This window comes from Pseudomonas sp. AM8 (genome assembly GCF_036346475.1).
GTDB classification, from domain to species: domain Bacteria; phylum Pseudomonadota; class Gammaproteobacteria; order Pseudomonadales; family Pseudomonadaceae; genus Aquipseudomonas; species Aquipseudomonas marginalis.
The window spans coordinates 186,181-208,962 of sequence record NZ_JAOTNX010000012.1; the positions used below are offsets into that span (position 1 = coordinate 186,181).

Consider the following 22,782-nt stretch of genomic DNA (forward strand, 5'->3'; position numbering starts at 1 on the left):
CGACGCATTAATACTTGCTTAGGAAAACCCCATGATTGAAATCTACATTTATTGGATCAGTACGACACTGCTGTCGTTGTTGTATCTGGCCTCGGCGACTCTGTACCTGGTTAAAAGGGAATGGGTTCGTGAAGCACTCGCCGACCTCGGCTACCCCGCCGATCTGATGCCGATGCTCATTGCAGTGAAGATCCTGGCGGTCGTCACCATTCTGCTGCGGATCAATGTGTCGCTTAGCGACCTGGCCTACGCCGGCATGCTTTATCACCTGCTGCTCTCAGCGTTTGCGCATATCAATGTCCGCAAGCCTGGTGGAGCCTTGCCGGCGGTTATTTGCCTCGTGTTGCTGATCGCTTCTTTCTTAACTCAAAACGCTGTTCGTGACGTGCAGTCACCCTACGGGCAAGTAACAACGGCACATCTGGTAACCCCCACATAACTGGAGATCAACATGTCCCGACTCAATGGAAAAGTAGCCATCGTCACTGGCGCCGGCCGTGGTATTGGCCGCGCTACTGCCCAGCTGTTTGCAGGAGAGGGCGCGAAAGTAGCCGTTGTTTCACGGACGGCTAAAAATGTCGCGGGTGTCGTCGCTGAGATCCAGGCAGCGGGCGGCATCGCCCTCGGCGTAGTCTGTGATATCGCCGATCCAGATCAAATCAAAGGCGCCGTTGAACAGGTCGTTGCTGAATATGGCCGGATCGACATCCTGGTGAACAATGCCTTCGACCCCTCCGCCGTCTTCTCATCGGTTCTCGATCTGTCAGCCGAGCAATTGCAACGCAATTTGGAAATGGGGCCGATCGCCTATCTACGAACCATGCAGGCGTGCTACCCCCACCTCAAAGCTAGTGGTGAGGGAAGAGTTATCAACTTTGCGTCATTGGCCGGCGTCCTAGGAATGCAGGGCTATGCCCCCTACAGCATGGCGAAGGAAGCGGTGCGTGCCTTGACTCGTTCAGCGGCGAGGGAATGGGGCGCTGACAACATAACGGTGAATAATGTCATGCCGGTCGCAGACACTTGGGGTACTGCGGCCGAGGTGCCTGCACCCACTAACGTACTTGGCCGTTATGGATCGCCCGAAGAGGACATTGCGCCGGTGGTGCTGTTTCTCGCCAGCAAGGATGGGCAATTTTTGACGGGGTATAGCCTGACGCCTGACGGTGGCCAAATCATCGACAGCGCACGCTGATTTTACCGTCCAGTCTGCAACCGATTGACCCACTGAGACCACAAGACTCGCCTTGGCGCGTCTTGCGTTTTTTCAAGCGATGTTCTCCGATGCAACTGGCTCTCGCGAGGCAGCGCGTGCGGCCAGGAAGGCAAGAACTGCCGCCACGCCTAGTAGCGTGGCGCTCAGCTCGAAAGTCGCTCGATAGCCATTCGAGTCAAATACCAGCCCTCCAACGGTTGCGCCGGATGCAATGGCCAGTTGGATGATCGCCACCATCAAGCCACCTCCGGCTTCAGCATCCTTTGGAAATGTTCTGGCCAGCCATGTCCACCACCCCACCGGTGCCGCGGTCGCAACCAGACCCCATAGACCCAACAAGACGGTTGTGGTGGCCACAGAGCTGCCCAACGAAACGAGTGCCAGTGCGATCACCACCGTCAATATCGGAATGACAATGAGGGTGCGATGCAGGCCATTTTTCAAGAGTGCTTCAATCAGGAAGGTTCCCGCACCAGGCGTATGGCGGTTGCCGCCTATAATGACCAGAAGCCACCAATGGCCACGCCGATCAGCGCGCGACCGACCATGAACACCCAGTAGTTCAGCGCGAACGCGACCACGGTTCCCGAAACGATCATCAGCACCGTCAGGGACAGCAGCAGTGGCTTGCGGTCGACCCGCGCCGCCACCGAAGCGGTCAGGAGGCTGGCGAACAGCGCAAAAAGCCCAGAGACTGAAATGCCCTGTCCCGCTTGCCCTTCGGTGATATGTAGATCGGCCGCAATCGGCGTCAGCAGGCTGACGGGCATGAACTCCGATGCCACCAGAACGAAGGCGGCAAGCGACGTGGCGAACACGGCGCCCCATGATTGTTCAGGTTTTCGCGGGGCTGAGAGCGTGTGTTGGATCATTGATTGAATCCTGTAATGGCGAAGCGTCGCGGCCCCGGGAACGAGGCAGCGTGTGATAACGGATGCCCGGCCAGGGCACCGTTCAGGCTACTTCAGGTTGCTTTTGAAGATTGAGGTCAACTTGGTGAATGGAATGAGGTTCATCCGGTCGTAAAGGTCAATCAACCAAAGTGGCATTGTCGATCACGAAGCGATACTTGACCTCACCTTTGAGCATTCGCTCGTAGGATTCATTTATCTGGTCTGCGCGAACCAGTTCGATGTCGGCGACGATGCTGTGCTCGGCACAGAAATCCAGCATCTCCTGTGTTTCTGGGATGCCTCCGATCATCGAGCCGGCGATCGTTCGGCGCTTCATGATCAGGTTGAATACGTTCGGCGATGGGTGCGGCGAGGCGGGCGCGCCAACCAGCGTCAGAGCCCCATCGCGCTTGAGCAGCACCAGAAACGCGTCAAGATCGTGCGGGGCTGCGACGGTGTTGAGGATGAAGTCGAAACTCTTGGCATGTAGCGCCATTTCTTCGGGGTTGCGCGATACCACGACCTCATCGGCGCCTAACGCCTTTGCCGCTTCTCGCTTGGATTCAGAGGTGGTGAATGCCACAACGTGGGCACCCATCGCGTGGGCCAACTTGATGCCCATGTGACCCAGCCCGCCGATGCCGACCACGCCGATTTTCTTGCCTGGGCCGGCTTTCCAGTGACGCAGTGGCGAGTAAGTGGTGATACCGGCGCACAGCAGCGGGGCGACGGCAGCCAGCTGCGACTCGGGGTGGCGGATGCGTAAGACGTAACGCTCATGCACTACGATGTTTTGCGAGTAACCGCCCAACGTCCAGCCAGGTGCATCAGGTGTCGGGAAGTTATAGGTGCCGACCATCTCATCGCAGTAGTTTTCCAGGCCGGTGTCACAGTCGTCACAGTGTTTGCAGCTGTCAACAACGCAGCCGACACCGACCAGGTCGCCGACTTTAAAACCCACTACGTGCGCGCCCACCGCCGAAACGCGACCGACAATTTCGTGCCCAGGTACACACGGAAATTGCGTGCCTGCCCACTCGGCGCGCACTTGATGCAAATCCGAATGGCAGATGCCACAGAAAGCGATATCAATCTGCACATCATGGGCGGCCGGCGCGCGGCGATTGACCTGCATCGGTTCAAGGGGTTTGTCGCCAGCGTGAGCGCCATAGGCTTGTACAAGCATAGGAGAGACCTCAATGGATTTGTCGAATGACCATTTTTCCGGTCTGCAAAGGCTCTCTGTAGTGCATTACGCTGGATTACTTGCCTGATTGTATGAGTATCTGTTTTTCTGCAGGACTGTCGGGAGCTGCCGAGTTAGAGTGCCGTGAAGAGGTAAAAGATGAATATTACGAAAAACTCCAACACGCATTCTCAACTCATATCGCCACAAGAAAAGCTTGCGGGGATTATCGGCACGCTGATCTCGAAACCAGGTGACTACGCAACGGCCATTACGGGCCTGGGTGTCTTCAAGCGGGAACATCCAGCGCCGCCCATCGTTTGCATGGTCGAGCCAAGCGTTATCCTCGTTGTGCAAGGTGAGAAACAGCTGTGGGTTGGGGGCGAGGGCTACCCCTACGACACCTCGCGGTTTCTGATCACCTCATTGGATTTACCTGCCAATTCAGAAGTGCTGGCTGCAAGCCCGGAACTGCCATGCCTGGGGCTTACGCTGAAACTTGATCTGCGTATGTTGGCCGAGTTGATAGCGCAAAGTGACCTGCCACCCACCCGTGATCGATCCATTGCGAAGGGCGTGGGAATTGGTGCGCTGACTCCTGCGATGCTGGCCTCATTCGAGCGTTTATTGGGACTGTTCGAAGAACCGGAGTCCATCCCTGTTCTTGCCCCCTTGATCCAACGCGAGATTCACTACCGGCTCTTACAGAGTGATCAGGCGAGCCGGCTTCGACAAATAACGTCTGTCGATGGCCAAGGCTATCGGATCGCCAAAGCCATCGATTGGTTGAAGTTGAATTACACCCTGGCACTTCGCGTCGATGACCTTGCAGCTCGAGTGCAGATGAGCACGCCGACCTTTCACCACCACTTCCGCCAACTCACTGCAATGAGCCCACTGCAGTATCAGAAATGGCTGCGACTGAATGAAGCAAAGCGGTTAATGCTCAATGAGCATCAGGACGTATCCAGTGCAGCGTTCAAGGTCGGATACGAAAGCCCGTCTCAGTTCAGTCGCGAATACAGCCGTCTGTTTGGCGTTGCTCCCAAGCTGGATATTTCGCTGTTGCGAGGGCAAGGGGCGTAAACCTCGGGGTACCGAATAAGGTGACGCTCGGTCAACCGTCCAGGATCAACGCAACGGCAGCTTGCGTGTTCGTCGCCGGGCGGTCGCCATGCCTCAGGCCCATGTATCCCAAGCCCAAGGCTGAGGCTTTGAGTGAGCAGTTTCCGAACGTGCGCTTGTTCACTTGTGTCTGCAGCAGCTCGCTGGCGCCCGTTCTCAACTGAACTTCAATGGCGTGGCCCCTCTTTTCCTATGCCGACGGTGGGGCAGAGCTTTCCCGTATCGTCAGTTCAAATGGCAGTATCACTGGCTGCAGATGCGGGGTGGTTTTTCCCTCGATCATTTCGATCAGCATCTCCACAGCCCGGCGCCCGAAGCCTTCCGCGGGCTGGGCGACCGTCGTCAGTGGTGGATCGCAGTACTGCGCCAACGGGATATCGTCGAACCCCACCAGCGAAATGTCTTCGGGAACACGCAAGCCGGCTTCCTTGATGCGCTTGAGCGCGCCAATGGCCATCTCATCGCTCTCACAAAATAACGCTGTTGGGCGTTGGGGCATCGTCAGCAGGATGGCGGCGCCGTCGTAGCCGGCGCGCAAGCTGAAGTCGCCGTGGCATATCATCGCTGGGTCGCGGGGGATGCCCGCCTGGTCCAGGGCAGCTTGGTATCCCGCTACCCGATCCTGGGTCAAAGGGCTGTTTTTAGGGCCCTTGATCAGGCCGATGCGGCGATGCCCCAAATTGATCAGGTGCTCAGTCATTGCCTTGGCGGCTGCGTGGTTGTCGAGACTGATGGTGGGGTGGCGCCCACCCTGGATCACTTCGCAGGCATTGACCATGGGCGGGGTTTCAAGGCCGTCAGCCGGGAAGGGGTCGTAGGCGCGCAGTTGGATCACGCCATCGGCCTGATGGGCATAGACCAGCTCGGAAAACTCGCGCTCGATGTCCTCGCGCCCTTGGGTGTCGCACAGCAACAGCCGGTAACCGGCAGCCTGGGCAGCCAGCTGGGCACCGCTGATCACGCGGGCAAAAAAGGTGTTGGCGATTTTCGGCACCAGAATCACCAGATTCCCGGTGCGCCGTGAGCGGAATTGCACGGCCATGAGATTGGGGCGATAACCGGTTTGTTCAACGGCCGCGTTGACCTTGTCCCGAGTAGCCTCGCGCACGCAATCGGGGGTTTTCAAGGTGCGCGATACGGTCGCCACCGAGACGCCGGCGAGCCGGGCGACCTCACGAATATTGGACAAAAACACCTCATCTTCAAACGTTGCGTCGGGCGAGCTTACAGCAGGTGCGTCTGCGCTGAAATCCTTAAAAGATCCCTCGAGTATTTGACAGCCTGCGCAAGAGAGCATAGCTTTTGGTTTAAATGTAACCGGTTACATTTCGGCTTCACGCCGTTGCTCAACCGGACAAGACATAGAAGGCCAGTGATGAACACAGTGATACCCAAAATAAGAATGGGCTTTGTCGGTGGGGGGGAAGGTTCTTTTATCGCCCAGGCTCACCGTCAGGCGGCGGGCCTTGATGGGCGTTTTGAGCTGCTGTGCGGTGCGTTCAGTCGCGACGCGCAGAACAATCAGCGCACCGGCAGCCAGCTTGGCCTGACGCAATCGCGTTGCTACAGCACATGGCAGTTGATGCTGGAGGCCGAGCAGGCACTGCCCGCTGAGCAGCGCATGGAGCTGTTGGTGATCGTCACCCCCAATCATCTTCACGCACCAGTGGCGAGTGAGGCGCTGGCCGCCGGTTTTCATGTGTTCAGCGAGAAGCCTGCGGCATTGAACCTGGCTGAGCTGCACGCGTTGAAAGCTCGCTTGCACAGCAGCGCCGGGCTCTATGGCCTGGCCCACACCTACCTCGGTTACCCCATGGTCTGGCAAGCGCGGGAAATGGTACGCAGCGGCGTAATCGGCGCAGTGCGCAAGGTGCTGGTGGAGTATCCCCAAGGCTGGCTCAGCCAGGATGTGGCCGGGCAGGGCAACAAGCAGGCCGAGTGGCGGGGGCAGCCGGAATTGTCCGGGTCGGGCGGTTGTATCGGCGATATCGGCACCCATGCCTTTTCCCTGGCGGAGTTCGTGGCCGATCAAGCCGTCACCCACTTGTGCGCCACCCTGGGCGTGCACATCGAAGGCCGTCAGCTGGATGACGACGCCGCCATGCTGCTAAAGATGGAGCAGGGCGCCAGTGGCGCGCTGATCGCCAGTCAGGTCTGCGCCGGGGAAGAAAACCCGTTGAGCATTCGTGTCTATGGCGACAAAGGCGGCCTTGAATGGCGCCAGGAACAACCCGCTAGCCTGATTCACCGTTCGTTGGATCAACCGATGCGTGTACTGCGCTCCGGCATCGGGCAGCCGTGGCTGTGCGAGGCGGCGACCCAGCGCATGCGCTTGCCCGCCGGCCATCCCGAAGGCTACCTAGAAGCAATGGCCAATCTGTATGGCGACTTTGCCCTGGCCATTCGCGGCAAGGTTGAAGGCCATACCGCGCCGGGTGTGCCCGGGATCAAGGTGGGCCTGCGTGGCATGGCGTTTATCGAGGCAGCCATCGCCAGTCACAACAGTAACGACAAGTGGACACCTTTGGAGTGCAGCCTATGACCCAACAGACAACTCAAGGCCTGCGTGGCCCCGGGATATTCCTGGCACAGTTCATCTCTGATGAAGCACCGTTCGACACCCTGGCCAATATCGCACAATGGGCAGCGTCCCAGGGCTACAAAGCGATCCAACTGCCGACCTCCGGCGCGCGCTATATCGACCTTGAGCGCGCTGCCGAAAGTCAGAGTTATTGCGATGAATTGAAGGCCGTGTGCGCCAGCGCCGGAGTTGAAATCAGCGAGCTGTCCACCCACCTGCAAGGGCAGTTGGTGGCGGTGCACCCGGCGTTCGATGCGCTGTTTGATGACTTTGCCCCGGCCCATCTGCGCGGCCAACCTCAGGCGCGCACCGAGTGGGCCATTGAGCAATTGAAGCTGGCGGCGCGGGCCAGCCAGCGTCTGGGCCTGACAGCCCACGCAACTTTTTCCGGGGCCTTGCTGTGGCCTTATATGTACCCCTGGCCACAACGCCCCGCCGGTTTGGTAGAGCAAGGTTTTGCCGAACTGGCCAAGCGCTGGCTGCCGATCCTCGACTGCTTTGACGAGGCCGGTGTCGACCTGTGCTACGAAATTCACCCCGGTGAGGACCTGCACGACGGCGCCTCGTTTGAGCGTTTCCTCGAGGCGGTCGATCATCACCCCCGTGCCGCCATCCTCTATGACCCCAGTCACCTGCTGCTGCAGCAGATGGACTACCTGGGCTTTATCGACCGTTATTACCCACGTATCCGCATGTTCCACGTCAAGGACGCGGAGTTCCGACCGGATGCGCGATCCGGTGTCTATGGCGGGTATCAGGGCTGGGTCGATCGTCCTGGACGGTTCCGTTCGTTAGGCGATGGACAGGTCGACTTCAAGTCAATCTTCAGCAAGCTGACCCAATACGGGTTCACAGGCTGGGCCGTGTTGGAGTGGGAGTGCTGCCTGAAAGACTCCGCCCAGGGTGCCGCCGAAGGCGCGGGGTTCATCCGCGACCATATGATTACCCGAAGCGAAAAGGCCTTTGACGATTTTGTCAGCGTGGCCAGTGATGCGGCTTCCAACCGGCGTTTATTGGGCTTGCCCAATGCCTGAGTTTCACCAGTTTCTTTGAATAACAATAAGACGGTGACTGTTATGACGTGGATGACTGCGCGCTTGAGCGCCATGATGTTTCTGCAGTTCTTTATCTGGGGTGGCTGGTTCGTCACCCTGGGCACTTTCCTGTCCAGCCAATTGGGCGCCAGCGGCGGCCAGATTGGCATGGCGTTCTCGACCCAGTCCTGGGGCGCGATCATCGCCCCGTTCGTGATTGGATTGATCGCAGATCGTTTCTTTAACGCCGAGCGCATCCTGGCGGTGCTGCACCTGATAGGCGCGGTGTTGCTCTATCAGCTCTACCGCGCGCCGGACTTTGCCGCGTTCTATCCCTACGTGCTGGCCTACATGATGATCTACATGCCGACCCTGGCACTGGTCAACTCCGTGGCCTTTCGACAGATGCGCGACCCGGCGCTGGAGTTCTCGCGCATTCGGGTGTGGGGTACCGTGGGCTGGATCGTCGCCGGGGTGGTCATCAGTTTTGTCTTCGCCTGGGATTCGAAAGAAGCGATTGCGTCCGGTGGCTTGCGCAACACCTTCCTGATGGCCGCATTGGCGTCGCTGGTGCTGGGGCTGTACAGCTTTACCCTGCCCAATACCGCACCGCTGAAGTCCGAGACGCGCCGCAGCGGCCTCAAGCAGATGCTTGGCCTGGATGCCTTGGGGCTGCTGAAAGATCGCAGCTACCTGGTGTTCTTCATTGCATCGATTCTGATCTGTATCCCGCTGGCGTTCTATTACCAGAATGCCAATCCGTTCCTCGCGGAAATCGGCGTGACCAACCCCACGGCGAAGATGGCCATCGGGCAGGTCTCCGAAGTGCTGTTCATGCTTTTGCTGCCGCTTTTCATTCACCGCTTCGGCATCAAAATCGCGTTGCTGATGGGCATGCTGGCCTGGGCCTTGCGTTACGTGTTGTTCGCCTACGGCAATAACGCGGACCTGGCCTTCATGCTCTTCACTGGTATTGCCCTGCACGGCATCTGCTACGACTTTTTCTTTGTGTCCGGGCAGATCTATACCGATGCGAAAACCCCGGAGCGCTTCAGAAGCTCGGCCCAAGGTCTGATCACTCTGGCGACCTACGGCTTTGGCATGCTGATCGGTTTCTGGGTCGCTGGCCATGTCTCCGATTACTACGCCACCCCTGCGGGCCATCAATGGCAGAGCATCTGGTTGTTTCCTGCCTTTTTCTCCGTGGGCGTGGTGCTGGTGTTTCTGTTTGCCTTCCGCGATGCGCGTGCGGTAGAACCGAACTCCGCCAATATTTGAGCTGCTATGGTTCACGCCGCAGCGCAGGAGGAAGCTAGTCATAGTAGAGCGGGTGGCATCCGGCGGCGATTAAGGCCGGGTGAACACCCGCCTGCCTTGCCCAGGGCTCAGCTGCCGTTACAAGTACAGGCGCTTGCCGTCCGATGGCCTGCGGCCTTCCTATTCTGCCGTCGTATCATCAATCTGTCGTTACTCGCGTAGCATTTTGCCGCAACTGGTCTAAGTAGTTCGCCCACTGCTGAGCCGCCTCCCTGCGTTGCACTAGCAGTTGAGCGCGTGCATACACAGCCCCTAGCGCACCTGGCATACGGTGAGATAGCGAGAGTTCGAGCACGATTGGGTCAATACCCAGGTGCTCGTGAGCGATGGTCCGGTAGGTGGCGCGAAAGCCGTGAGCAGTGATGTCGTACTCTGGCCAGATGCGCTGAAAGGACTTGAGCATGGAGGTCGGATTGATGGGGCGACCCGGATAGACCGGCGAGACGAACACCCAGCCTTTGCCTTCTTCATCCACCACGCGAGTTTTATGTAGCTCGCGTAACAGAACCAAGGCTTGTTCAGGCAACGGCACGATGTGTTTGCTCTTGTCCAGATGCTTGGTCTTGCTCACCACATAACGCCAATCGGCGCCGACCCAAAAAACATTTTGACTTGGCTCTAGGACGGTGCTTCTAGGCTTAGAAAAACCAACTATGCCCCCAGTTTTGCCCCCATTCGCATGCGATCCACGAACAATTGCGAGTGCGCGCCCTGGCGGTGATGCAATGGGGGACTTGATGGCTTTCAGTGTGTCTCTCCACTATGAGGATGAGTAGCGGCTAATCGCTTTCGTTGAGCTTGCAAGGTGTCTAGATAAGCCGGGGCGATTCAGAAGGATTGCAAAGCTAAACACGGTTCCACCACCGTTGAGTCCTGGCTCACCAAGTGACTAAGGTTTGAGTACAAAAAGGGCCCTATGGAGCCCTTTTCATTTGTGCGTTACCGCAGTGTTAGTTCCAGCAGTCATCCCGCTGAGCCCGTGACGCTTGGGTATCGAACTGGAATGTCCCGCGCTAGCCGGCGTTCCTTTAAGGCGCAGGGTAATGTTAAGCAACGGTCTACAACTCAGCTACCATACTGTTCGTGGCTACGTTCAATTTTCCATCGAACACACAGCGCCAAAGAAATGAAGCATGCGCCAACCCAGCCTATGCTGCTAACTCCCACGCGATCTACCAGCAACCCAGTGATGACTGCACCAATGCCGATGCCTAGATTTATCATTGATACGTTTATGGCGTTGATCAACTGACCAGCGTTCCCAGCCCTTTTTAGCACGTCTATTCCGATAAGCAGGCTGACACCGGCGTGGCTGCTGGCAACGATGATGACGGCGAGTGGGACAGCCCATGTGAGATTGCCAAACACTGACAAGACGCACATGCCCACGGCCATGCTCACCAAGACCCGTCTGAACAGTGGCTCAAGATCATCTTTCACACGTTTGGATAGGATCAAATTGCTCACAATGTCTGCGACGCCGTAGAGACATAGGATCAGTGTGACGTTCATCTCACCGAAGCCGGTCTCCTTTTCCAGGAAGGTAGCCAAGAAGTTGAATACCGAGGCAACGCCAGCAAACATCAAGCATGAACTGACCAAGGTCATTGAGACGTCAGGCTTGAAGGCTACACGCAGGGTGTCGCGCAGGTTTTCTTTCTGCCGCGATTCTTCAGTAGGCCTCACCCAAATCCACACGGTTAGCAACGCCACACTGCTCAGCGCTGTCATCATCCACATTGCCATCCGCCAATTGGTGGCGTCTGCGATGAGCTTGCCGACCGGGACGCCTACGACCGATGCGATCGAGATTCCTACCAAGACTCTACCAATCGCCATGCTTTCATTGCGGCCTTGCGACAGTGACTTCGCGGCCAAAGCGGCGTTTGTCCAGAAAATAGCAACACCGATTCCTCCTAGTACGCGACCAATGAGGATGATGTAGTAGTCGCTAAAGACTGCGGAAATCCCATTCCCGAGAACAAGTGCCACGCACGCGGCGATGAGAAGGGATCGTTTCGAGGCCCGGTGTGCTAGAACACCAATGATTGGCGCGCTGATGCCCATGCCTAAAGCAAAAGCTGTCACCAGCCCACTCGCCGCCCCAATAGTGATGGCCAGCGATGTTGCAATTTCAGGTAGTAAACCTGCGACGATAAATTCAGAAGAGAGCATTACAAATGCAGTGAAGGTCAGCGCATAGACCCTTGGGTTGATCGTGCTGCGGTCTGGTGTCATCGGAAAAACCATCTTCTGAGTTCAGTGGACACGGCCTGCCAAGAAGGGGCGTTTGGTGAAATTTATGGGGCTGGGCAGGGCGCTTGCTCAGGCTCTCTGAATAGCCTGATGAAGCTTTTATAGAAACAGGAATGAGCAAAACCGCGACAGCCACAAAGCTATCGCGGTTGTCCTGCGTTTTAGCGGTTAGCGTCGGCCAAGCCAGCCTCGATGAACCGAACGGAACTCTCCATAGCCTGCTGACCTTCTGGCAGCATGGTGGCGTAGAAGTGCCAGGCGTGGAACATCGCAGGCCATACTTCCAGGTTCACGCGAACTCGGTTATCAGCCAGGTGAGTTGCAAGGCGCATTGCATCACTCAACATCAGCTCGTTCTCGCCGATCTGCACCAAGATTGGTGGAAGACCGGTGACGTCCGCGAACACAGGTGAGGCCAGAGGATGATTGGCCAATGTGTCGCCTAGGAATGCTCTGGCGAGGATATCCAAGACAGGCTTGGAGTTCAGAGGATCCAGACCTTCACGGTTGCTCATGGAAGCACCGGTGTGTTCAAGGTTCGCCCATGGTGAGATGGAGGAGCCAACCGCAGGCAATGGAAGCCCTTTCGATTTAGCCGAAACCATGACGCTGACAACCATCGCGCCACCAGCCGACTCGCCAGAGAACGCAATTTTGTTAGCCGGAATTTTCTGCTCAAGCAGCCACTCGTAAGCGCGCAGTGTGTCATCAATAGAGGCTGGGAACTTGTGCTCAGGGGCAAGGCGATAGTCCGGCATGTACACACGAGCACCGAGCATCTTCGCGTAGTTGCCGCCGATGCCGTGATAGCCGTCTGGACGACCTACAATGTAGGCGCCGCCATGGATGTACATCACGACCGCGTCGGTTTTGATCTCGTCCGGAGTAACCAGTGTGCCGGGTACGCCACCCATGTCGACTGCTTCGAATTTAACGCCAGCTGGCGCTGGATTTTGCGCGAGCATTTTTGCGTAAGAGTCGCGGATGTCGCTCATTTTTGTGGTGGTATCGATTCCCTTAAGAACGGGTACCAGATCGCTAAGGCTATTGGCCCAGGTTTGGACGGCTGCTTGGACTTTAGTGTTCATAATGACCTCAATTGATCGTTGGGAGTGGATTAGCTAATTGAGATACTATGCTTAGTATTGGGGAATAGGGTTCCCCATAACAGGTGCTGAGCCGCCCGAACGTTGAGACCACCGAGGCCGTATGGAACTCCATAACCTGAATGATATTGCCGCGTTTGTGAGCTCGGTAAACGCTGGAAGCTTCACTGCGGCGGCAAAACAGCTTGGCCTTACGCGCTCTGCAGTGGGGAAGTCGATAGTCAGGCTCGAGGCTCGTTTACAGGTACGTTTACTGAATCGCACTACGCGCAGTTTAAGCATGACGGATGACGGCCAGGTTCTGTATGAGCGCTGCGTGGGCGTTCTTCAGGATCTGGACGACGTGGAGGATGCCCTTGCGTTTCGTCGTTCGACACCCAGTGGGCGACTGCGGATGAGTCTGCCGGTTGCGCTGGGTAGACTTCATGTACTTCAGCACATTGAGTGCTGCCTTAAGGATTGGCCCTCCCTGAGCGTGGATATCACCTTTTCTGACAGGCTGGTCGATCTGATCGATGAGGGATTTGATTTGGCCATGCGCATCGGGCCACCGAAGGAAGATTCTCGGTTGTTAACGCGCACTGTGGCCTACCAACAAATGATTACCTGCGCTTCCCCCAAATATTTGGCTGAGCACGCCGAGCCTAAAACGCCGGAGGATTTATCCGAGCACCAGTGCCTGCATTTCGTGAGCGGTGGGAGATTGCTTCCTTGGAATTTTCGCGTGAATGGTAGCTCTGTGTCCGTTACTCATGGTGGAAGGCTACAGATGGACAGTGCTGAGTCATTACACCAGTCAGCAGTAGCTGGCTTGGGTATCGCGACTCTTCCTTCCTATGTGGTGAACGACGATTTGAGGAGCGGCAAACTTGTTCAATTGCTCGCTGGCTATGCAGAGGCCGCAGAGCCTATTCGGGTGATCTACCCTAGCAAGCGGCACCTATCTCCAAAAATTCGACTCTTCATCGATAAGCTCGTTGAGGCTTGGTCACCATGCCCACCATGGGAGCAGCATTCTGCGGATGGCATTCACTCTGCCTGACCCGTGAGCGAGGCCCGCTCGTCTAGTCGATACCTAGCATATGCATCGCGTATTCATCTCACTTGAGCATCGACTCCCAGGCGTGGGCACTGCGCCCGTGTTCCGTGCATCTGCCGAAGGAGCCAGTGTCTCAGAGGCTTAGTGCGTCGGTGTTTTTCACATCCTCAATATGATTGGCGCAGATGCTCATGACTGCGTTTCGTAGGAGCTACTGGCGCTCCTTGCGGGGGAAGTGACCGTGCAGACAGCTTGACAGCGGTCAAATATCCGAATAAAAATGAAGCGCTTCATAAATATCTCTTTCGAGAATAAATACAAAAAATATAGTCGTTAAAAGATCATAGATTTTGTTGGCTTAAGGCCGCAGGCTATGAGAATGAAACGATTCATATTTGCCGTTTTCCTAGGCAAGTCTGGAGATCATAATGATGACTGCATCATTAGCCTTCGCTCGGTCAACGACGCAGGCTGCCCTCGCCACTCTCTTACCTAAAGTCACAGACCGCTCCGGCACGGGGGCACTGGCTTCGCCACGCAAATCTCCTAAAACCACCCGCCTAAATGAGTCCGAAATTTTCGGTCAGCCAGTGCGGCATCGGACGCGTTTGAGCATCACCGCCTCTTGTTTCTGTTTTTTCAGCGCGGGGAATTTGGCATGACGGATCTTCGACATTCAGGACGCACAGTTCTCATTACCGGGGCAGGAGGGGGCATCGGTGCCTCAATTGCCCGGCTGTACTGCGGGGAGGGCGCGCGTGTTGCCTTGGTAGATTTCGATGAACAGTCAGTTTCCGAGCTTTCCCGGCAACTCAGTGCTGCCGGACATTTGGTGGCTTGGGCTAAAGCTGACGTATCAGATTTCGCTCAATGCAGTCGAGCCTGTCTTGAGCTTAGTGAGCAGCTCGGCCCGATCGACACCTTGATCAACAATGCAGGCGTGTCACCCAAACATCAGGGCGCACCCGCACCGATTTGGGAAATGGATCCTCTGGAATGGGAAAGGGTCGTCGGCATCAACCTCACTGGCTCGTTCAACCTGGTTAGGGCAATCGCGCCGGGAATGGTTGAGCGCGGCTTTGGAAGAATCGTGAACATGTCTTCCGTCGCCGGCAGCGCCTATTTGCCTATTGTCGCGGCGCATTACAGCGCTACTAAAGCCGCGATTATCGGTTTTACCCGTCACCTGGCAGGCGAGCTCGGGCCCTATGGCATTACTGCAAACGCACTGGCTCCGGGACGCATCGAAACGCCGCTTCTTAAAACCGTTTCTGTGCAGGCGAACCAGGCAGTCGTTGATGAGACTCCGCTGGGCCGTCTTGGAACGCCACTTGAGGTAGCTAAAGCAGCATGCTTTTTGACTTCAAGCGACAGCGACTTCATCACGGGCCAAGTTGTGGATGTGGCGGGTGGCTGGTTGATGCGCTGATTCATCCGGGCTCGTGTTCAGCGTAACGATTTATCTCACAGTTTTTCAGCAGCGGGTGATGGCATGGTTCGAACAATGGGTTTTCCTGGCCGATACGAGCAAGGGCCAGGCGCGTTAAAGCAGCTTGGCAGAATCCTTTCCGATATGGGGCAATCGCGCCCTTTGGTCTTGTGCGACGAGTTCGTCTCGAGGCATCTGTGGCCTGAGGTAGGGAATGCATTGTCAGAGCATGGCTTCGAGGCGAACAGTATCGTTTTTCCTGGTGAATGCACTAAAGCTGCAATTGCGTCTCTCTGTGAGCGATCAGCAGATTACAGGCCAGACACCATCATCGCTTTGGGCGGGGGTAAGACAATTGACACGGCTAAAGGGATGGCTGCTCAGCTTAACGTCCCCATTGTCGTATGCCCGACCATTGCTTCCAGCGACGCCCCAACCAGCCGTTTGATTGTGCTTTACGACGAAGCGCACAAGGTCGTTGGTGTCGAATACCTGAACATGAACCCCTCTGCAGTAGTCGTGGACACCGAAGTGATTGTCCGTGCGCCTGCAAGGTTTTTCGCCGCAGGCATCGGCGACGCCATCAGTAAAAAGTTTGAGGCGCAACAATGTCAGTCTGCCGGAGGCAATAACTCATTTGGTACTCCAGCGTTGAACACTGCATTGCTGCTAACAGAGGCTGTGTTTAAGACGCTTATGACCTTCGGGTACAGCGCTTACCAAGCAGTAGGCCGGCACGAGGTTAATGATGATGTCGAGCGGGTTGTTGAAGGAACCGTCCTTATCAGTGGCGTTGGGTTTGAGAGTGGCGGATTGTCATTAGCCCATGCGCTTGTGCGAGGTCTTACGTCGATTCCTGCGATTACTTCCATGCTGCATGGTGAGCTTGTCGCATTCGGGACGCTGGTGCAGATGTCCGTCGAAGAGCGCCCAGACTCAGAGATCCTAGAGGTCGCTCAGCTTCTGAATGATGTGAATCTTCCCGTCACCCTCGACGGCCTTGGCCAGGCGTCTCCGTTTACCTCTGAGGAATTGGACATTGTCGTCCAGGCAACACTGGGTGCGGTGTACGCGAAAAATATGGCGCCAGCCCTTACGGCTGAACGACTCATCCGAGGACTCGCTCGTGCCGACGAGCTGGGACAACGATTTGAACGTTTCAACTAACCGCTAAATGCAGCACAGCTAATCCAAGAATAAAAGAGGCTCAGAAAATGACAGACAAGACCGTTCCGCATATTCATGACTTGCTCAAAGACTCCCCTAAGAACTGGGGTAAGTGGGGCCCGGATGATGAGGTAGGCTCACTCAACTACCTTACAGGTATCGAAGTTCTCCAAGGGGTCAAAGAGGTCAAGCAAGGCAAGACATTTACTTTGCAGGTACGCATGGCAGATCCTGCTGGTGACCCGGTCTGGCCTGGTCGCTCCCAGTCAAAACGCATGAATATCATGGATCGTGGTCACTACAACTGTGGCAAAGGCCCACATTTTCCGGGCTCTTACGAGTTCGCCGACGACGTGATGTTTTTTCATCTTCAAGGGTCAACTCAGTACGACGCCCTTGGGCATGTCTGGTACGACGATCAGATTTGGAATGGCTACAGTGCCGATACCACTATCGGCTCCCTGGCCAAGGCGAGCGTTGCTCCATTGGGTGAAAAAGGCATCGTTGGCCGAGGCATTCTGATCGACATAGCGCGCCACCGTGGTAAAGACGTGCTGGATGCAGGTGAAACTTTCAACCATGAGGATCTAATGGCTGCGGCCCGGGCTCAAGGCGTCTCTATCAACAAGCGCGACATTCTCATCATCCGCACTGGATGGATTGGTTCGTTTTATAAACGCGACCCAGAAGAGTTCTACAAAGACTTTATCGAGCCAGGCCTGACCTACAGCCCTGAGCTGGTGAAGTGGTTTCAGGAGATGGAAATTCCGAACATTGTCACTGACACCATTGCTAACGAAGTCACCGTCGATCCCGTATCAGGGGTTGCGTTGCCGTTGCACAACGCACTCATGAGGAACTTGGGCATCACTCTCACTGAGATCGCTCAGCTTGATCCTCTCGCTGAGGACTGTGCTGAGGACGGTCAGTGGACGTTTCTCTACACCGCAGCCCCTCTAAAGGTCGTTGGCGGAACCGGAGCTCCTGTGAATCCGATCGTCATTAAATAAGTGTCTTTGCCTGGGGGCAGCAGAAACGCTGTTCTCAGGTTTTTCCCTCCAATTAACGGCTCCCGAACGGCAGGCTATTGGCTTATCATCCTCTGCGCAAATCGAGGTCGTTCTTCTGATCGTCCTGTCTCCGCGCTATGATCGAGGATGCTGAATCTCCAATGAAAAAAATCGAGAAACCGAAGCTCAAGGATGTGGCTGAATTAGCGGGCGTCTCGATGGGGAGTGCTTCAAGAGCATTGGCTGTCCCGCACTTAGTGAAACCTGCAACGCTGGCCAAAGTACAAGCAGCTGTTCAAGAGCTCGGGTACGTGCGAGACGGGGCCGCGCGTGCTTTGGCATCCAGGCGCACGCACAGCATCGGAGCCGTTTTTCCTACTTTTAACAACCCTGCGTTCGCTGAAGCCGTCCAGGCCCTTCAGTTAAGGCTAACGGAGCTTGGGTATCACTTAATCATTTCTTCCCATGAATACGACCAGGCGCAGGAACTGGTAAACGTAAGGAACATGATTGAGCGGGGCGTTGAAGGCCTACTGTTAGTGGGTACTGAACATAGTCCTGAAATTTATGAAGTACTAGCTGCCGCCCAATGCCCATTCATTCTCATGTGGTCGCTAGATGGTGCTCACGACCATCATTGCGTGGGATTCAGCAATGAGGAGGGTGGTCGATTGATAGCCAAGCACCTGCTTAGCCTTGGTCATCAAAGTATCGCCATGATCAGTGGAGTTGTTTCTAACAACGAACGGGCAAAATACCGTCTGAAAGGAATCACCGCTCAGCTACTCGAGTCAGGGATAGAGCTTTCAAGTGAACGGATTATTGAGCAGCCATTCACGATTGAGGGAGGGCGCGCCGGGCTGCGGATTGCTATGGAGCTTAACCCCAAGCCTACGGCCATTGTCTGCAGCACTGACCTCACCTGTATCGGAGCGTTGGCGGAAGCGCGCTCCAATGGGATCGACGTCCCCAAAGAACTATCAGTCAGCGGGTTCGATGATATCGAGTTCGCGGCTGCCTACGTGCCAGCCCTGACGACCGTCAGGGTGCCGACTTCTAAAATTGGTATCAGCAGCGCCAACAACATCGTTGCGCTGATCGAGGGGCGCCCACTTGCACGCCGTGAGCGCATACAAATCGAACTCGTCGTCCGAGATAGTACGGCGCCACGGCCCTAGAGCGTTTCCAGGAAGGGACTAAACTCTTGGTGCTTCATTGGCATTGAACCAGCCTGGGCGGTACTCGCTCCAGGTCAGTTGCCAGAAGCCCTCATGCTTGCGACGAAGCCGCATTCGGTAATGCGCGCCATAGAGAGGCGTGCCATCTTGCGTGTGTGAGTTTCCAGGAATGACTCTGCCGACAATCATTTGCGCTACACCCTTTTCCTCGTCGGACTTGATCTCCAGCACGTCCGCGAAATGCTGCATCCACGGCCAAGGCCTGCGAAACTCTTTGAAGGAGCCGATGATCGCGTGGCGCCCTTCAATAAGGCCCATCGGTTGGAAGTCACCAGCGGCGTCGTTGGCAAAGCAATGGGCAAGTAGCTGCATGTCAGCCTGATCCAGCGCCCATGAGTAACGAGCGTAGGTTTCAGCAATACACTCCTCGCTGGGTACCGAAGGCGTTGAGCTTGGGAAAGCAAGCCATGGCGCGTTCAGTTCGCTCACGATGGTCGGAGCGGGATCGCCAATCCTCCATCCGTCGTCACCTGGTGGAAGCTGCCAGTGAGTTGCAAGCGAGTAGTCGCCGGTTACCCAATTCAAGGCAATCAGCACGCTGTCGAGGTGCCAGGTGCCTGCTGTCTTTTTCAGAGAGCCCGTGACAGTCATTCCAAATCCGAGCTTGGCCGACTTTGTGGCTTTGCTGATATGGCCATAGACGTAGAAACTGAAAGTGGCGTCGGTTTCTCCACCTCCCACATAGTGATTGGTTGCCTTCACTGAAAAGCCATCAGCCTTAGCACGATCTTGCTGGAAAGCTCTGACAATCTTGCGTCCACCCTCATGAGCGGACATGTGGCTTGTCACCAACTGGCAATTGTCAGTGAATATATCCCCAGCAGATTCCCAATTACCGCTCTCCCAGGCTTCCAGAAAGGTGGCTATAACGCCCTTAATGTCGGTGCGATCACTTGAGCCGGTCACTGGGTCACCTGCGAAGCAGGTTGGCCTATGGGAAAGTGTGGCAGGACATACTCAGCCATCTCCTCCAGGACATCAGCGGCTGGTCGCTGCAGAGGTTTGATATTCAGTGCGACGTGTGAAACACCTTCATCCTGTTGCCGTTTCCAGAGCTCCACGAGAGCATTACGCCCGATCCTTATTCCGTTGTAGCCGCGTTCCAGCGGTGTGTTCGGATCCTTTGCCAGATCGAAAAATGTCGCGTAGCCGTATGGTTTTGCATTGCCGGTCTGGCTGGCAGAACGGAACTCGCGGATGAGGCCGGGCAAACGATTGAAGTCGCTCAGATGCCAAATCCAGGCATCGGCATTATTGGCTATCCACTCAAGCGTCTGACGGGCCCGGCCCACGACAATCATGGGGAGTCGAGGGCCAACTGGCTTGGGTACCATGTCTAGCAAGCCTTCCAGCTGGCCGAAAAGTTTGGTTGAGACGCTTGGGAAGCTGTTTTCAGTGACTGTCTTAATCAGCTCGAAGCCTTCCCGGTATCGTTCTTCTCTCGCTTCGAAATCAATCCCGAATGCTGGATATTCAATCGGGCGATCTCCGCTGGATAGCCCTAGCAAGAAACGACCGCCGGTTAGCTGGTCGACCGAAACGGACTGCTTAGCGACGATCAGTGGTTCACGTAACGGAAGAACGATGCCCGTTGTGCCCAAGGCAATGTTTTTGGTAACGGCAGCCAGATATCCCAGATATACAAACGGGTCGATCATTTGACCAGTATCACCAAAGCTCGGGTCATAGAAGGGCACATCTCTCATCCACAGACTTGCGAATCCAGCCTCGTCCGCGATGCGAGCAAGGCGTTGATGATCCTGCAGCGTGGGAAACGATGAATTCGGATAGCCCTCCAAGGGCATAATGTATCCGAAGGTGAGGCCTTCGGGCTGGAACACTCGCGAATAGGCCGGATGAGCTGCAAGCTCGGGACTGAGCTCAAGGGAAGGGCTGAGAGAAGTCATTGCTAAACCTCATTATTTCAAGCCGATTACTACTGTGTAGGCGGCTTTCAGATGAACAGGTCTGCATGGTAGTGAAGGTATTGGGGAAAATGTGTCCCCTCTGATGGGGCGCGATCCACTGGTGGGCGCTATCCACTCAATGAAAAATCTGCTGGGTCAATCGCTTGAACTCGTCCGCAGTAGGTGCCTTAGATGAGTCGCGGCCTTCAACGGGATGAGTCTTGCGCGCTGTGACGAGTGGTCACAGATGGTGTGAATTTCTGAGTATTCTCCTGTGCGAGAGCATCACCTACTCTCACTCAGCGATTGAAATCCTGGCTCGCTCGCCAGTCACACGTTGAGAGAAATTATAATGAATACGCCCGTTAAACCTGATGAACTTGCCATTCCTTATGCTTTGCCGCAGGTGCCTTTCATGTCTCCAGACATGGTGCATCCAGGCGTTATGACCACTTGGCTCGAAGACGATAATCTCTGGGTGCCTGTCACCAAGTCAGTATCTTTCAAACCACTGCTGCTGAGCGTTAGCGGTGGGTACTACATCAACTTGCTCCGAGTGCGGCAGAGCGGGGTTTTGTCTCGTCACCGCCACTCAGGTGCAGTGCATGCGATCGTGTTGAAGGGGCGTTGGTACTACCTCGAACACGATTGGGTTGCTGATGAAGGCTCCTTTGCATTCGAGCCGCCAGGGGAGACTCACACTCTGTTCGTCCCTGAAGATGTCGAAGAAATGATTACTTGGTTCCACGTTCAGGGTGGCTACACTTACGTCGACCCACAGGGTGTCGCGGTTGGCTATGAAGACGTTTTCACTAAGCTGGAAGCTGCCCGCAGCCATTACAAAAATTTGGGCTTGCCGGACGATTATATCGAGCAGTTCATTCGCTGATTTTGGTTCAAAAAAGAACGCGCTACGGCGCGTTTTTTGTGTAGATAAACAGGTAGATTCAGTCGCGTAAGGAGCGTACCGAAATGGATCAATACTCCCAAATGCTAGCCTTCATCTGGTCAACAGAGTGCGGAAGTTTTTCTGCTGCCGCCAGGGCGCATGAGATGACTCCGTCGGCCATCAGTAAATTGATAGCGCGGCTAGAGGATCGGCTTCGGGTTCGACTGTTCCAGAGGGGTTCCCGAGTCCTCACTCTGACGGAGGAGGGGGCTGCTTATCTGCGCAGTGCGAAAGCTGTGGTTGAGGCGATGAGTGAAGCTGACTCTCTGGCAGAAGGGCTTCCTTCAAGGGTCAGTGGCACGCTTCGCATCCACACGATGACCTCTTTTGCGAAGCAGCAGATCGTGCCTTGGTTGCCGGAATTCCTCGACACTTATCCCGGTCTTGATGTCGAGATTCAGTTAGGCGCTCAGTTCGTTGACCAGTTCGAGCAGGGATTGGACATAGCCATCCATAGCGGGATTCTTCCGAGCTCTTCCAGAATCGCAAAGAAGATAGGCGAATGTGAATGGTTGCTGTGTGCTTCACCTGACTACCTGGAAAAGTATGGAACACCGCAGCAGCCACAAGACCTGATGAATCATCGATGCTTTAACTTCAGTTTTGCCAGCCCTTGGAACAAATGGGCCTTTATCCAAGATGGCCTTGGTGTAACGACCCCTGTGAAGCCCCGGGGATCTTTTACGCAGGGCGAGCTGCTAAGAGACATGGCCAAATCAGGTGCGGGTATAGTCCGTCTTGCGGATTTCCACATTGGAAAAGACATTCAGGACGGATCGCTGGTGCTCCTGCTTGACGAGTACAAAGCGGAGATCTTAGAGCCTATTTACCTGCTCTACTCGGATAGAAAACATCTAAGTCCCCGCATCCGAGTTTTCATCGAGTTTTTCCAAAAAAAATGGATAGCACATCCATGGAAGGTCGTGAGAGGACTACCCGAAGCGACTTGATAGCCACTACGGCCCCGCGCTTACTTTCACTTTTCCTCCGCGCAAGCGTGCAACTTTGGCTCCTGCACAAGAGAGCCAATACTCCACCTCTCTGTAATTTTACCTCCTGCTCTGTGCCCAACAGAGCTCCCAAAAAATTGAGACCCATTTCCCAGTAATTACTTAGCCAAATGCTTCGCTGGCACCTCTCTCATTTGTGCCACTGACCTGTTCCTGGCGGTCACAGCAGGTGTGCTTTGCCAGCTATATTCAGCCCTGAAATTGAGCCATAACCTCTGTCCATGGTGAACAGTACGACAAGTGCTGGATCATCTCGGATGTTGAGGCGTATGTGTGCAAAAACACCGATCCTCAGCCGGAGAATAAAAATAAATACCCG

Annotated in this window: 19 protein-coding genes and 2 pseudogenes; 13 read left to right on the forward strand and 8 right to left on the reverse strand. The window is 55.6% G+C overall.

Features of this window, described 5'->3' with window-relative positions; all coding sequences use genetic code 11:
* Positions 1-31: 31 nt before the first annotated feature.
* Both V3W40_RS26000 and V3W40_RS26005 read left to right on the forward strand, forming a co-directional pair.
* Positions 32-439, forward strand: a complete 408-nt coding sequence (locus V3W40_RS26000; RefSeq protein ID WP_068933248.1) for a DoxX family protein — start codon at positions 32-34, stop codon at positions 437-439.
* 12 nt (positions 440-451) lie between these two features.
* Positions 452-1,195 carry an SDR family NAD(P)-dependent oxidoreductase gene (locus V3W40_RS26005; RefSeq protein WP_330215890.1) on the forward strand — a complete coding sequence of 248 codons (744 nt, stop codon included), beginning with the start codon at positions 452-454 and terminating at the stop codon, positions 1,193-1,195.
* Between the two features lie 72 nt (positions 1,196-1,267).
* Here the strand turns inward: V3W40_RS26005 and V3W40_RS26010 are convergent.
* Positions 1,268-2,088 (reverse strand): annotated as a pseudogene (locus V3W40_RS26010) (MFS transporter).
* Positions 2,089-2,245: 157 nt separating this feature from the next.
* Complete coding sequence (locus V3W40_RS26015; protein WP_068933244.1) at positions 2,246-3,295, reverse strand: NAD(P)-dependent alcohol dehydrogenase; 1,050 nt, start codon at positions 3,293-3,295, stop codon at positions 2,246-2,248.
* A 159-nt stretch (positions 3,296-3,454) separates the two neighbouring features.
* Between V3W40_RS26015 and V3W40_RS26020 the strand changes: the two genes are divergently transcribed.
* Complete coding sequence (locus V3W40_RS26020; RefSeq protein ID WP_177120895.1) at positions 3,455-4,381, forward strand: AraC family transcriptional regulator; 927 nt, start codon at positions 3,455-3,457, stop codon at positions 4,379-4,381.
* A gap of 229 nt (positions 4,382-4,610) precedes the next feature.
* Here V3W40_RS26020 and V3W40_RS26030 read toward each other — a convergent pair whose 3' ends face one another.
* The gene (locus V3W40_RS26030) at positions 4,611-5,609 is read right to left on the reverse strand and encodes a LacI family DNA-binding transcriptional regulator (RefSeq protein ID WP_068933389.1); all 999 of its coding nucleotides are present in this window, start codon (positions 5,607-5,609) and stop codon (positions 4,611-4,613) included.
* Between the two features lie 186 nt (positions 5,610-5,795).
* On the opposite strand from V3W40_RS26030, the gene V3W40_RS26035 reads away from it, so the two are divergent.
* The 3 genes from V3W40_RS26035 to V3W40_RS26045 are packed head-to-tail and all read left to right on the forward strand — an operon-like array spanning position 5,796 to position 9,313.
* Entirely contained in the window at positions 5,796-6,962 is a 1,167-nt protein-coding gene (locus tag V3W40_RS26035; RefSeq protein ID WP_068933242.1) for a Gfo/Idh/MocA family protein, read from the forward strand.
* A complete protein-coding gene (locus tag V3W40_RS26040) occupies positions 6,959-8,035 on the forward strand; it encodes a sugar phosphate isomerase/epimerase family protein (protein WP_177120897.1) in 1,077 nt (358 codons plus the stop codon). The genes V3W40_RS26035 and V3W40_RS26040 overlap by 4 nt, the downstream gene beginning before the upstream one ends.
* A gap of 42 nt (positions 8,036-8,077) precedes the next feature.
* Positions 8,078-9,313 (forward strand): nucleoside permease, encoded by a 1,236-nt coding sequence (locus tag V3W40_RS26045; RefSeq protein ID WP_068933239.1) that lies wholly within the window; start codon positions 8,078-8,080, stop codon positions 9,311-9,313.
* Positions 9,314-9,491: 178 nt separating this feature from the next.
* Here V3W40_RS26045 and V3W40_RS26050 read toward each other — a convergent pair.
* The 3 genes and pseudogenes from V3W40_RS26050 to V3W40_RS26060 form a co-directional block, all read right to left on the reverse strand.
* Positions 9,492-9,950: pseudogene (locus tag V3W40_RS26050) on the reverse strand (tyrosine-type recombinase/integrase); the annotation flags it as partial.
* A gap of 467 nt (positions 9,951-10,417) precedes the next feature.
* A complete protein-coding gene (locus V3W40_RS26055; protein ID WP_330215891.1) occupies positions 10,418-11,590 on the reverse strand; it encodes an MFS transporter in 1,173 nt (390 codons plus the stop codon).
* A 179-nt stretch (positions 11,591-11,769) separates the two neighbouring features.
* On the reverse strand, positions 11,770-12,696 hold the full coding sequence (locus V3W40_RS26060) for an alpha/beta hydrolase (protein ID WP_330215892.1): 927 nt from the start codon (positions 12,694-12,696) through the stop codon (positions 11,770-11,772).
* 121 nt (positions 12,697-12,817) lie between these two features.
* Between V3W40_RS26060 and V3W40_RS26065 the strand changes: the two genes are divergently transcribed.
* The 5 genes from V3W40_RS26065 to V3W40_RS26085 all read left to right on the forward strand — a co-directional run bounded on the left by V3W40_RS26065 (position 12,818) and on the right by V3W40_RS26085 (position 18,537).
* Positions 12,818-13,756 (forward strand): LysR family transcriptional regulator, encoded by a 939-nt coding sequence (locus V3W40_RS26065; protein WP_330215893.1) that lies wholly within the window; start codon positions 12,818-12,820, stop codon positions 13,754-13,756.
* 655 nt (positions 13,757-14,411) lie between these two features.
* Complete coding sequence (locus V3W40_RS26070; protein ID WP_330215894.1) at positions 14,412-15,182, forward strand: SDR family oxidoreductase; 771 nt, start codon at positions 14,412-14,414, stop codon at positions 15,180-15,182.
* 63 nt (positions 15,183-15,245) lie between these two features.
* Complete coding sequence (locus tag V3W40_RS26075) at positions 15,246-16,349, forward strand: glycerol dehydrogenase (RefSeq protein ID WP_330215895.1); 1,104 nt, start codon at positions 15,246-15,248, stop codon at positions 16,347-16,349.
* A 47-nt stretch (positions 16,350-16,396) separates the two neighbouring features.
* A complete protein-coding gene (locus V3W40_RS26080) occupies positions 16,397-17,359 on the forward strand; it encodes a cyclase family protein (protein ID WP_027620510.1) in 963 nt (320 codons plus the stop codon).
* 161 nt (positions 17,360-17,520) lie between these two features.
* Complete coding sequence (locus V3W40_RS26085) at positions 17,521-18,537, forward strand: LacI family DNA-binding transcriptional regulator (RefSeq protein ID WP_330215896.1); 1,017 nt, start codon at positions 17,521-17,523, stop codon at positions 18,535-18,537.
* Positions 18,538-18,555: 18 nt separating this feature from the next.
* On the opposite strand, the gene V3W40_RS26090 is transcribed toward V3W40_RS26085, so the two are convergent.
* Positions 18,556-19,503, reverse strand: coding sequence for a nuclear transport factor 2 family protein (locus V3W40_RS26090; protein WP_330215897.1), 948 nt, complete (start codon positions 19,501-19,503; stop codon positions 18,556-18,558).
* Positions 19,500-20,504, reverse strand: coding sequence for an LLM class oxidoreductase (locus V3W40_RS26095; RefSeq protein ID WP_330215898.1), 1,005 nt, complete (start codon positions 20,502-20,504; stop codon positions 19,500-19,502). Before V3W40_RS26095 ends, V3W40_RS26090 begins: the two co-directional genes overlap by 4 nt.
* A 352-nt stretch (positions 20,505-20,856) precedes the next feature.
* On the opposite strand from V3W40_RS26095, the gene V3W40_RS26100 reads away from it, so the two are divergent.
* Positions 20,857-21,393 (forward strand): 2,4'-dihydroxyacetophenone dioxygenase family protein, encoded by a 537-nt coding sequence (locus V3W40_RS26100; RefSeq protein ID WP_007913179.1) that lies wholly within the window; start codon positions 20,857-20,859, stop codon positions 21,391-21,393.
* A gap of 83 nt (positions 21,394-21,476) precedes the next feature.
* Positions 21,477-22,403, forward strand: a complete 927-nt coding sequence (locus V3W40_RS26105) for a LysR family transcriptional regulator (RefSeq protein ID WP_007913178.1) — start codon at positions 21,477-21,479, stop codon at positions 22,401-22,403.
* Positions 22,404-22,782: the final 379 nt, after the last annotated feature.